The 12,936-nt window shown below is 35.2% G+C and carries 7 protein-coding genes; 5 read left to right on the top strand and 2 right to left on the bottom strand.

From position 1 onward, the window contains the following. Nucleotides 1-11: 11 nt before the first annotated feature. From HM987_RS10940 to glgB, 3 genes are read left to right on the top strand one after another with little or no spacing between them, the layout of a single operon-like run. The gene (locus HM987_RS10940) at nt 12-1,949 is read left to right on the top strand and encodes an alpha-1,4-glucan--maltose-1-phosphate maltosyltransferase (protein ID WP_179007986.1); all 1,938 of its coding nucleotides are present in this window, start codon (nt 12-14) and stop codon (nt 1,947-1,949) included. Nucleotides 1,950-1,952: 3 nt separating this feature from the next. Continuing rightward, on the top strand, nt 1,953-3,581 hold the full coding sequence (locus tag HM987_RS10935; RefSeq protein ID WP_179007985.1) for a maltokinase N-terminal cap-like domain-containing protein: 1,629 nt from the start codon (nt 1,953-1,955) through the stop codon (nt 3,579-3,581). 3 nt (nt 3,582-3,584) lie between these two features. Beyond that, a complete protein-coding gene (glgB, locus tag HM987_RS10930) occupies nt 3,585-5,597 on the top strand; it encodes a 1,4-alpha-glucan branching protein GlgB (protein WP_179007984.1) in 2,013 nt (670 codons plus the stop codon). Between the two features lie 187 nt (nt 5,598-5,784). Here the strand turns inward: glgB and HM987_RS10925 are convergent, their stop codons facing one another. Next, nucleotides 5,785-6,153, bottom strand: coding sequence for a hypothetical protein (locus HM987_RS10925; protein ID WP_229724383.1), 369 nt, complete (start codon nt 6,151-6,153; stop codon nt 5,785-5,787). Nucleotides 6,154-6,239: 86 nt separating this feature from the next. Continuing rightward, entirely contained in the window at nt 6,240-8,789 is a 2,550-nt protein-coding gene (locus HM987_RS10920; protein ID WP_179007983.1) for an ATP-dependent Clp protease ATP-binding subunit, read from the bottom strand. Between the two features lie 274 nt (nt 8,790-9,063). On the opposite strand from HM987_RS10920, the gene gyrA reads away from it, so the two are divergent. Further along, nucleotides 9,064-11,619, top strand: coding sequence for a DNA gyrase subunit A (gene gyrA / locus HM987_RS10915; RefSeq protein WP_179007982.1), 2,556 nt, complete (start codon nt 9,064-9,066; stop codon nt 11,617-11,619). Between the two features lie 29 nt (nt 11,620-11,648). After that, complete coding sequence (locus HM987_RS10910) at nt 11,649-12,935, top strand: tetratricopeptide repeat protein (RefSeq protein ID WP_179007981.1); 1,287 nt, start codon at nt 11,649-11,651, stop codon at nt 12,933-12,935. Nucleotide 12,936 lies beyond the last annotated feature (1 nt).

Genomic DNA, 12,936 nt, shown 5'->3' with positions numbered 1-12,936 from the left:
TATTATTAAAAATGCAAAAGCAAGAACGTGTTGTCATAGATTATGTATCTCCTCAGATTAATTGTGGTGAATTTTATATTAAACGTGTCATAAATGAAATTGTAAATGTTGATGCTCATGTTTTTGGAGATGGGCACGACGTCATTGCAGTTTCGGTGCTTTTTAAACATGAAAAAGCAAAAAAATGGAGCGAAGTCAGAATGCACGAAACTGGAAATGACGAATGGAAGGCATCTTTCTCAGTTGAAAAACAGGGCTTTTACAGTTACAAAGTTCAAGGTTGGGTAGATTATGCCCTAAATTGGCAACATGGTATTCGTCGTAAGATTGACGATAACCAACACGTAAAATCAGAATTGCTAGAAGGAGTTACGTTGTTAGAACCATTGCTTAAAAAAGCAAGTAAAGAAGAAAAAGACTATCTAAATTATTGTATCGATTGTTTTAAACATGAAGTCAAATATGATGATGCTATTAGGGAAGCGATGAGTCCACAACTGCATCACATTTTTATAAAGTATCCAGAAAAATTTCTTGCCAACGAATCTAAAGAACTTCAGGTCTATGTCGATAGAAAGAAAGCCAGATTCAGCACATGGTATGAGTTCTTTCCACGTTCTGCTTCAGAAATTGCAGGACAACATGGCACTTTTAAGGATTGTGAACGATTACTGCCAAGAATAGAACAAATGGGATTCGACGTCCTGTATTTTCCGCCGGTTCATCCTATTGGAGAAGTCAATCGGAAAGGGAAAAACAACACAACAGAAGCCAGAGAAGGCGACGTTGGTTCAGCTTGGGGCATTGGTTCTAAACATGGCGGTCATAAAGATTTAGAATCACGATTAGGTTCCGTTGAAGATTTTAAAAACTTAATTAACGAAGCAAAGAAACATAATATTGAAATCGCCATGGATTATGCTTTGCAAGCTGCGCCAGATCATCCTTGGGTGAAATCGCATCCAGATTGGTTTAAATGGCGACCAGACGGAACGGTTCAATATGCAGAGAATCCGCCGAAAAAATACCAAGATATCTTACCGATTTATTGGGAGAGTAAAGATTATAAAAATCTGTGGAAAGAGTGTTTGGATACCATGCTCTATTGGATTGACTGTGGTATTAATGTTTTTAGAGTAGATAATCCACATACCAAACCTTATTATTTCTGGAATTGGCTCATTGCCGAAGTCAAGAAAAACCATCCTGATGTATTGTTTTTGGCAGAAGCTTTTACTAGACCAAAAGTGATGCAGCAATTGGCAAAACAAGGTTACACGCAATCTTACACCTATTTTACATGGCGGAATTCCAAACAGGAATTTATAGAATACCTTACGGAATTAACGCAAACCGACCAGCGCGAATACATGCAACCTAATTTTTGGCCAAATACACCAGATATCAATCCTTATCACTTACAGGGTGCAAGCGAAGCCAAATATTTACAGCGTTATGCATTAGCGGCAACCTTAAGTTCTAGTATTGGTATTTACGGACCTGTATTTGAACAAATGATTGACGATGCCATTCCAGGAAAAGAGGAATATTATATGTCCGAAAAATTTGAAGTAAAGCATTACGATTGGTTTAAAGTCAGTAAACTGACCTTATTGATTTCAAAAATAAATGCGGTTCGTCATGAAAATGAAGCGTTGCAGCAAACTAATAATATCAAGTTTTTAAATATTAATAATGATAATATTATTGCCTTTTATAAATGGAATGATGCTAAAACCAATGAACTTTTAATCATTATCAGTTTAGATCAATATTATGCACAGCAAGGAAACGTGCAGTTGCCATTAGCTGATTTAGGAATTGGAGCAGGTCATTGTGTACAAGTACAGGATTTAATAACAGCAAGTAGTTATAATTGGCATAACGAATGGAATTATGTCGAGTTACATCCAGCATTGCCATTTCATATCTTTAAGATTCATAAATAGTCCATGAGCAATAAAGAGAATAAACAAACTACAATCCAATCACCGTATAACTTTAATGATAGGTGGGAAGTACTATTGGAAAATAAAGAGTTCATCAAAGTCTTTCTATCCGATGTTCTCGAAGATTATATTGTGAAACAACGTTGGTATGGTGGCAAAGCTAGCAAGCTAAAATATATAGAACTCGCTGAATCTTTCAGAATTCAAAAAGACGACGAAGTTTATTATGGTTTGATTTTAGAAGTCAATTTTGATGAATCTTTTTATCAGCACTATTTTTTGCCTATTGCTTTTGTTTCAGATGAAAATTTTGCAAAGAATGATCGTATTTTACCCATTAGTATTCAAAATCAAGAAGGGTTTGTTATAGATGCCATAAACCTCGAAGCATTTAGAAAAGTCGTTTTTGAACGCATTTTAACCGCAGTACCAAAAGACAGAACAAAGGTACGTTATTATAAAAGTGAACTGTTCAAGGATTGCGCTTACGAATCATCGCGGCTCATGGGAATGGAGCAGAGTAATACATCTGTAGTTTATAATGAAAAATATGTATTGAAATTCTTTAGAAGAATTTATTCGGATCGCAACCCAGATTATGAAATGAGTCGATTTCTATCTGAAAAGAAGGATTACAAAAATACACCGGCTTATTTAGGAAGTGTCCAAATAAAGGAGAACGATATTAATATCACCATTGGCTTGATGCAAGAGATGGTAGAAAATCAAGGTGATGCTTGGGAGTATATGTTGGTTGAATTTCATAAGGTATTCTCAAATTTAGAATATAAAAAAATAGACATTTCAAAATTACCCCAAGCGGAAGATTTTGGCCATTTAGAAATTAGAGATGTACCAGCACAGATTATTGATTGGGTTGGGTTAAATGCTTTTATTAAGATTCAAACTTTAGCCAAACGTACAGCCGAAATGCACATTGCTTTAGGTAGTGAGTTTGAAGATACGGCTTTTACACCATCGCATTTTAATGGCGATTACGAAGTTTGGTTAAAAAATAGACTACTTTATCAATTTCAAAATCGATTGAATACGATTGAAAATAGTTTATATAAACTTGAAGGATTAGCTTTAGAATTGGCCAACGAATTTTTAGAAAAGAAGAATATCATTAGAAAACGTTTTGTGGATTTCGATTGGACAAAACTAAAAGGCGAGCGCATCAGAGTACATGGCGATTTTCATTTAGGTCAAGTTTTAGTAAAAGATGATGATTTTTACATTCTCGATTTTGAAGGCGAACCAGAAAGTACCATTCGCGATCGTAAGGTAAAACAACCACCTTTAAAAGATATAGCTGGCTTGTTTCGTTCTTTTCACTATGCCATTTATGCCACTATTTTCAATAATATGCATCTGTATAATTACAATCAAGACCATTTATTTGAGGCAGGCGAGATTTTGTATCAATATTTAAAAAATGTGTTTTTAGAAACTTATGTAACTAAAGTACAATCAGCGAACCTCAATATCGGTTATAATCAAGAGCGCATCTTTTTATTGAAGTATGCGATGCTCGAAAAAGCAGTTTATGAGTTGGGCTACGAACTTAATTCACGTCCAAAATGGGCAGTAATTCCATTAAAAGGGATTTCAAATATCATTAACAACTAATTTATGGCAGAAGTAATTGCACACAGTCGTTTTACGGAATTCGACGTCAATCTTTTTAAAGCTGGAAAGCACTATCGTTTATACGAAAAATTTGGATCTCACATCACAACGGTTGATGGTGTGGAAGGTGTTTATTTTGCTGTTTGGGCACCAAGTGCTAAACATGTTTCCGTGATTGGAGATTTCAATTTTTGGGTTGAAGGCGAACATCAACTGAATGTACGTTGGGATTCCAGTGGAATTTGGGAAGGCTTTATTGCTGGTGCTGGAAAAGGCAGTGTTTATAAGTACAAAATACAGAGCAACAACAACGATATTAAAACCGAAAAAGCAGATCCATACGCTAGAAGAGCAGAACACAATCCGAAAACAGCATCGATTGTTTGGGATGATTCTTATTCTTGGAAGGACAGCAAATGGATGAAAAAGCGTAAAAAGCATAACGCTCAAGACGCGCCATTTTCGGTTTACGAAGTCCATTTAGGTTCTTGGAAAAAACAGGTTGAAGAAGGCCGATTTATGTCTTATGTAGAAATGGCTGATGAATTAGTCAAATATGTAAAGGACATGAATTTTACGCATGTAGAATTAATGCCAGTAATGGAGTTTCCTTACGATCCATCTTGGGGTTATCAGGTAACCGGATATTTTGCGCCAACCTCACGATTCGGATATCCTGAAGAATTCAAATTATTGGTCGATAAATTACATCAAAACGATATCGGAATTATTTTGGATTGGGTACCGTCGCACTTTCCAGAAGATGCCCATGGATTAGGTTTCTTTGATGGTTCTGCGTTGTATGAACATCCAGATCCTAAAAAAGGCTATCATAATGATTGGAAGAGTTTAATTTTCAATTATGGTCGGAACGAAGTCAAATCCTTTTTAATTAGCAATGCTATTTTTTGGTTGGACCAATACCATGCTGATGGCTTAAGAGTTGATGCTGTTGCTTCCATGTTGTTTTTGGATTACAGTCGTGAAGATGGACAATGGGAACCAAATATGTTTGGCGGAAGAGAGAATTTGGAAGCCATGTCATTTTTAAGGGAAATGAATGAAGCGGTGTATGCTTCTTTTCCAGATGTGCAAACCATTGCCGAAGAATCAACTGCTTTTCCTATGGTTTCCAAACCTACATATATGGGAGGTTTAGGTTTCGGCATGAAATGGATGATGGGCTGGATGCACGATACACTTCAGTATTTTGCGAAAGAACCGGTTTACAGACAATACCACCAAAACGATTTAACCTTCTCGATGACGTATGCGTTTACGGAAAATTTCATGTTACCGTTGAGTCATGATGAAGTCGTTTATGGTAAAAAGTCAATTTTGGGTCGTATGCCAGGCGATGAATGGCAACGTTTCGCTAATTTAAGGTTGTTGTACAGTTATATGTTTACACATCCAGGAACAAACTTATTGTTTCAAGGCTCGGAATTTGGACAAAGTGGCGAATGGAATTTTGAAACCAGTCTTGAATGGTATTTGTTGCAATATGATCCTCATAAAGGGGTGCAGCAATTAGTAAAAGATTTAAATGCCCTTTATAAAAAAGAACCTGCTTTGTACGAAAAACAATTTTCAGCAGAGGGATTTGAATGGATAGATTATGGTGATTCTAAAAATTCGGTATTCACCTATATTAGAAAAGGAAATGATGAAAAGGATGATTTAATAATTGCTTGCAATATGACACCAGTTCCTAAAGAGAACTACAAATTGGGCTTACCAAGAAAAGGGAAACTGAAAGAAGTATTTAATAGTGATTTAAAGGCATACTTTGGAAGCGATCAATACAAGAATAAATTAAAAACAACAAAAGCAGACCCTTGGCATTTTAGGGATAATTCCATTGAAATTGATATTCCACCTTTAGGAATGGTTGCTTTCAAATATGAAAATCAGGCTAAGCCCAAGAAAGCTAAAGTTGTAGCTGATACAAATGTCAATACAGAGGCTAAACCTAAGAAGGTTGCTAAAAATAGTAAAGCAAAAATTAAAAAATAAGAATCGAATAATATGAGCTTGAAGACCTCAAATATTTTTAAACCTTTGAGGTCTTTTCAGTTTGTAAGTAAGAAAATTGATTTTATACTTCCAAAATTGAAAATTCTATTAGAGGCTTCATTATGCAAAACCCTAATTTTTACCGATGTATAGGATATTACGATCCGAACGATGCTTTTAATCAAATTTATTTAACCACTTCATTTGCCCAAGTCACGGCATCTTTAAGATTTGTGAAGATTTCAAAAGGTTTATTAAAGAACATTTTTTCTATTTGAGCATTTATTTTAGCTTGATAATTACTTGAAACAACAGCAAAGCCTTTAAGTGTTTTAATTTGTACTGTTTCATGATAAATTTTTGGATCCACTGAATAGGAATTTATTCTATGCGTTATATAAACAAAAGGGGAAGTTGAATAATATTTTTTTGCGATTTCAACTAAAACACTATTATGCTTGGGTGTAACATTAACACCTTCTTTGATAACTACCACTAAATAATTATCATAGATAGACATATCACAAAAATCATAATGTAGAATTTCTTTCTTCACATTCACAAAAAATTGATAAATTAGGATTAAGGTAAAAAAAAACTCCTTCATAATAAAGGAGTTTAAATTATAATAGTTGAAATGACTTAAGATTCAGTCGTTTTACCAGCAGAATTAATCTTAATGCTTAAAGCATCATTCTTTTCATCTAAATCCATAGTAATTGTATCACCTTCTTGAATTTTAGAATTTATGATTTCTTCAGCTAGTGCATCTTCGACATATTTCTGTATCGCTCTATTAAGCGGTCGTGCACCATATTGTTTGTCAAATCCTTTTTCAGCGATATAGTCTTTAGCCTTGTCAGTTAACTTAAGCTCATAACCTATATCTTTAATTCTGTCAATTAATTTAACCAGTTCAATATCGATAATCTTACTAATATCTTCTTTCTCTAAAGCATTGAACACTACGACATCATCAATTCTGTTTAGAAACTCTGGTGCAAATGCTTTTTTAAGGGCATTTTCTATCACACCTTTCGCGTAATCAGATTCTTGAGCTGCTTTCGCAGAGGTTCCAAAACCAACACCAGATCCAAAGTCTTTTAATTTTCTGGCACCAATATTAGAAGTCATTATGATAATGGCGTTTCTAAAATCAATTTTACGACCTAAGCTATCCGTCAAATAACCGTCATCTAAAACTTGTAATAACATGTTAAAGACATCTGGATGGGCTTTTTCAATTTCATCCAAAAGAACAACGGCATAAGGCTTGCGTCTTATTTTTTCTGTTAATTGACCGCCTTCTTCGTAACCAACATATCCTGGAGGTGCGCCAACTAAACGGGAAATAGCAAATTTCTCCATGTACTCACTCATATCAATTCGCACCAGTGCATCATCACTATCAAATAACTCTCGAGCTAAGACTTTGGCTAATTGTGTTTTACCAACACCTGTCTGTCCCAAGAATATAAAAGAACCAATTGGCTTATTGGGATCTTTAAGACCTGCTCTGTTTCTCTGAATAGCTTTTACAACTTTTGCAACTGCTTGATCTTGACCAACCACTTTACCTTTTATCAATTCAGGTAATTGTGAGAGTTTATTGATTTCGGTCTGCGCAATTTTGTTTACAGGAATCCCAGTCATCATGGAAACCACATCGGCAACATTATCTTCCGTAACCACTTCTTTATGTTGTTTGGTTTCTTCTTCCCATTTTTCCTGAGCTGTTGCTAATTCTTTTTCTAATCGTTTTTCATCATCTCTTAGTTTTGCAGCCTCTTCATACTTCTGCTTTTTAACAACGCTATTCTTGGTTTCTTTAACTTCTTCAAGTTTCTTTTCCAATTCAAGAATTTGTTTTGGTACATCAATATTGGTTATGTGAACACGAGAACCAGCCTCATCTAGTGCGTCAATGGCTTTGTCCGGTAAAAAACGTTCCGTCATGTAACGGTTCGTCAATTTTACGCAAGCTTCAATCGCTTCATCTGTATAATCCACATTGTGATGTTCTTCATACTTACTTTTAATATTATTAAGGATTTCAACGGTTTCTTCAACTGAAGTTGGTTCTACAATCACTTTCTGAAAACGGCGCTCTAAAGCCCCATCTTTTTCAATATATTGTCTGTATTCATCCAAAGTTGTGGCACCAATACATTGTATTTCACCTCTTGCCAATGCCGGTTTGAACATATTGGAAGCATCCAAGCTTCCTGTTGCACCACCCGCACCAACGATGGTATGGATTTCATCTATAAAAAGAATAATATCGTCATTCTTTTCGAGTTCATTCATAACCGCTTTCATTCGTTCTTCAAACTGTCCTCTATATTTGGTGCCAGCTACTAAGCTTGCCAAGTCCAATGTGACCACACGCTTATTAAATAAAGTACGTGATACTTTTCGTTTTACAATTCTAAGTGCCAGTCCTTCTGCAATGGCAGATTTACCCACGCCAGGTTCTCCTATCAGTAAAGGATTGTTTTTCTTTCTTCGACTTAAAATTTGGGATACACGCTCTATTTCTTTTTCACGACCTACAACAGGATCCAATTTGTCTTCTTCTGCAAGAACCGTAAGATCCCTTCCAAAATTATCTAAAACTGGGGTTTTTGATTTCTTGTTCGTTTTACTCGCCTGTCCACCAAATGGATTTTGCTTAGCATCACCATCATCATTCATATCATCATCAGAAAACGATTCTGCTTTTGGGGTTTCTAAATAATCATCTTCGTTAGTTGCCATAGATTTAAATTCTTCTTTTACGTTATCATAATCTACTTTTAGCTTATTTAAAAGCTTAGTCGTTGGATCATTTTCATTTCTTAAAATGCACAATAATAAATGTGCCGTGTTTATTGAGGTGCTTTGAAACAATTTTGCTTCTAAAAACGTCGTTTTTAATGCACGCTCTGCTTGTCTGGTTAAGTGTAAATTCTTTTTTTCGTTAGATGTGGTCACTATATTTGGGTTAGCAGGGCTTAAAATCTCTACTTTACGCCTTAAGTGATTGAGATCTACTTCTAATGCACCTAATATATCTATTGCTTTGCCGTTGCCATCTCTTAAAAGTCCAAGCATTAAATGCTCGGTTCCAATAAAATCATGGCCTAATCGCAAGGCTTCTTCTTTGCTATAAGCAATAACATCTTTAACTCTTGGGGAAAAATTATCATCCATATTATATTCCTTTCTGCTTTAAAAATAATAAAAACATATTGAGTATAAGTCAAAAACTATACCTTAATTAATAATTCTAACATATGTCGCAAACGAAGAGACTAAAAAAGCGTTTTAAATCAAAGGAAATATTGTGATACTTATTAACGAAAAAGATATCAAAAATTGTTAATAAAAAATACCAAAAATGATAATGGATTAGGCGTCTAAACGTACTATTTTGGTTATATTAGCACGTTAAGAAAATTCACAAAAAAACTAATTAATTTTATATATGGCAGAAGGAGAAAAACTCATTCCAATTAACATTGAAGATGAAATGAAATCGGCTTACATTGATTATTCAATGTCGGTCATTGTGTCACGTGCGTTACCAGATGTAAGAGATGGATTAAAACCGGTTCACAGACGTGTACTTTACGGTATGCACGAACTAGGTATTAGGGCAAATTCGGCACATAAGAAATCAGCAAGAATAGTTGGTGAAGTTTTAGGTAAATATCATCCTCATGGTGATACTTCGGTCTATGACACTATGGTACGTATGGCTCAGGAATGGAGTTTGCGTTACATGTTAGTCGATGGCCAAGGAAATTTTGGTTCTGTAGATGGTGATAGTCCTGCAGCAATGCGTTATACTGAAGCGCGTATGCGCAAAATATCTGAGGACATGTTGGCAGATATTGATAAGGAAACCGTAGATCATAAATTAAATTTTGATGATACCTTAGAAGAACCAACCGTTCTTCCAACACGAATCCCTGGGCTTTTAGTTAATGGTGCTTCTGGTATTGCGGTCGGTATGGCCACCAATATGCCACCACACAATTTAACCGAAGTTGTGAATGGAACCATTGCCTATATTGAAAATAATGATATTGAGATTGATGAATTAATGCAGCACATTAAAGCTCCAGATTTTCCAACAGGTGGAACAATCTATGGGTATGATGGTGTGAAGGAAGCTTTCCATACAGGTCGTGGACGCATTGTAATGCGCGGAAAAGCGAATATTGAAGAGGTTCAAGGCAGGGAATGTATTATAGTTACAGAGATTCCTTATCAAGTGAACAAAGCAGACATGATTAAGAAAACTGCGGACTTGGTAAACGAAAAGAAAATGGATGGTATTGCATCTATTCGTGATGAATCGGATAGAAATGGTATGCGTATTGTTTATGTTTTGAAGCGTGATGCAATTCCTAATATCGTTCTCAATAAACTCTATAAGTATACTGCTTTACAGACGTCTTTTAGTGTTAATAATATTGCATTGGTAAAAGGCCGTCCGCAGTTATTGAATTTAAAAGAATTAATTCATTATTTCGTAGAGCACAGACACGAGGTCGTAGTAAGACGTACCACCTACGAATTACGTAAAGCTGAAGAGCGTGCACATATTTTAGAAGGTTTAATTATAGCTTCGGATAATATTGATGAAGTTATTAAAATTATCCGTGCATCGTCTAATGCAGATGAAGCGCGTAACAATTTAATTGAGCGCTTTAAATTGTCCGAGATTCAAGCCAAAGCCATTGTAGAGATGCGTTTGCGTCAGTTAACAGGCTTAGAGCAAGATAAATTGCGTGCTGAGTATGAAGACATCATGAAAACGATCATTGACCTTAAAGATATCTTGGAGAAGAAAGATCGTCGAATGACTATTATTAAAGAAGAGCTTGAAGTTGTTAGGGAAAAATATGGTGATGAACGTCGTTCTATTATTGAATATGCCGGAGGAGACTTGAGCATTGAGGATATGATTCCAGATGAGCAAGTAGTTATTACAATTTCCCATGCAGGTTATATTAAACGCACCTCACTCACGGAATACAAAACCCAGCATAGAGGAGGCGTTGGACAAAAAGCCTCGACAACTCGTAATGAGGATTTCTTAGAACATTTATTTGTGGGTACCAATCATCAATATATGTTGTTCTTTACGCAGAAAGGAAAATGTTTCTGGATGCGAGTTTATGAAATTCCAGAGGGATCAAAAACATCTAAGGGTAGAGCGATTCAGAATCTTATAAATATTGAACAAGATGATAAAGTGATGGCTTTCATTTGTACACAAGATTTAAAAGATGAAGATTACATTAATAGTCACTATGTCATCATGGCAACTAAAAAGGGGCAGGTTAAGAAAACCTCTTTAGAGCAGTATTCTAGACCAAGATCAAATGGAATCAACGCCATTACCATTAAGGAAGATGATGTTTTATTAGAAGCGAAATTAACAACTGGAGAAAGCCAAGTAATGTTAGCCTTAAAATCTGGTAAAGCGATTCGTTTTGAAGAAGCTAAGACCAGACCAATGGGCAGAAATGCTTCTGGTGTTCGAGGTATCCGACTTCAAAATGAAAAAACAGATGAAGTTATAGGTATGATTGCGGTTGATGATATGGAGAGCAATATCCTTGTGGTTTCAGAGAATGGCTACGGAAAACGCTCAAGTTTAGAAGATTACAGAATTACCAATAGAGGCGGAAAAGGTGTAAAAACCATTTCAATTACAGAAAAAACAGGTAACTTAGTATCTATTAAGAACGTTACTGATGAAGATGACTTAATGATCATCAATAAATCAGGTATTGCGATTCGAATGGCAGTAGCCAATTTGCGTGTTATGGGAAGAGCGACACAAGGGGTTAAATTAATAAACCTTAAAGGAAACGATTCTATTGCTGCGGTTGCGAAAGTAATGAAGGATGAAGAAGACGATATTGAAGATATAGATTCTGAAGGCGTAGTTGATTCTGAGTCCACTGATAATCATGACAGTAATGAAGATGGCACGGCTATTGATAATAATGAAACTGAAAACTAAAAATTAACAACAAAAACTATTATTACAAGATGAAAAAATTAATGACATTAGTGCTTCTAGTAGCTGTAGCGTCAATGTCCTTTGCACAGAAAAAAGAGCTAAAGGAGGTTGAAAAAGCACTTAAAAATTCAAATTTTGCAGATGCCAAATCAGCAGTATCTGCTGCTGAAGCTTTAATGGGAGATATGGACGATAAGTCTAAAGCGAAGTTCTATTTCTTAAAAGCACAAGCATTATATGCCAATGGCGCAGGTACAGATGCCAATATTGACGAAGCGATTGAAAGCTTGGACAAATTGAAAACGCTAGAGTCAGAAATGGGAAAATTGAAATATACTCAAGAAGCAAACGATATGACGGCTAAAATGGTGAATACATACTTAACCAAAGCCAATGATGCCTTTACGAATAAAAATTATAAAGCTGCAGCTAAAGGTTTTGAGAAAGTATATAAAATGTCGCCTAAAGACACACTCTATTTGTATTATGCGGCATCTGCGGCCGTTTCAGTGCCAGATTACGATAAAGCGTTAGACTATTATGTCCAATTAAAAAACATGGGCTATAATGGTTCTCAAATGAATTATTATGCAACTAATATTGAGACAAATGAAGAAGAACTTTTTGGAGATAAAACTTCTAGAGATCTTTCTGTAAAAGCTAAAATGCATTCTAATCCAAGAGATCATAAAAGCGATCCTAAAACGGCAGAAATTGTGAAGAATATCGCTTTAATCTATGTGTCTCAGGGTAAAAATGAAAAGGCATTGGGGGCTATGGCAGATGCTAGGGCTGAAAACCCTGACGATTTAGGATTATTATTATCTGAAGCTAATGTTTATCTAAAAATGGGTAATAAAGAAAAGTTTAAATCGTTAATGGAAGAAGCAACACAAAAAGATCCAGACAATGCCGAGTTGCAATATAATTTAGGTGTACTAGCCGCGGAAGCTGGTAACCCAGAATCAGCAATTAAATATTACGAAAAAGCTATTGAGATTAACCCAAATTATGTTGATGCTTATAACAATATAGCAGTTGTGATATTAGAAGGAGAAGCAAAGATTGTTGAGGAAATGAATAATTTAGGTACAAGTTCTGCTGATAATAAAAAGTATGATGAGCTAAAAGAAAAACGTTCTCAAACCTATAATAAAGCTATACCTTATTTAGAGAAAGCTTTAGAATTGAAAAAAACCAATCTTAATGCCGCTAAAACGTTGATGAATATTTATAGTGCATTAGGTGAAACAGATAAATTTAAGGCCATGAGAGCTAGAGTAGAGGCTATTGAAAATTCTGCTGGTGGAAATTAAT

This window comes from Winogradskyella forsetii, assembly GCF_013394595.1.
Taxonomy (GTDB): Bacteria; Bacteroidota; Bacteroidia; order Flavobacteriales; family Flavobacteriaceae; genus Winogradskyella; species Winogradskyella forsetii.
This window is presented reverse-complemented; position numbering and strand designations above follow the sequence as displayed.

Bases quoted from the DNA above. Each gene is read 5' to 3' on its own strand.
- HM987_RS10910 (WP_179007981.1), top strand. From the start codon at position 11,649: ATGAAAAAATTAATGACATTAGTGCTTCTAGTAGCTGTAGCGTCAATG.
- HM987_RS10940 (WP_179007986.1), top strand. From the start codon at position 12: ATGCAAAAGCAAGAACGTGTTGTCATAGATTATGTATCTCCTCAGATT.
- gyrA (WP_179007982.1), top strand. From the start codon at position 9,064: ATGGCAGAAGGAGAAAAACTCATTCCAATTAACATTGAAGATGAAATG.
- glgB (WP_179007984.1), top strand. From the start codon at position 3,585: ATGGCAGAAGTAATTGCACACAGTCGTTTTACGGAATTCGACGTCAAT.
- HM987_RS10920 (WP_179007983.1), bottom strand. From the start codon at position 8,789: ATGGATGATAATTTTTCCCCAAGAGTTAAAGATGTTATTGCTTATAGC.
- HM987_RS10935 (WP_179007985.1), top strand. From the start codon at position 1,953: ATGAGCAATAAAGAGAATAAACAAACTACAATCCAATCACCGTATAAC.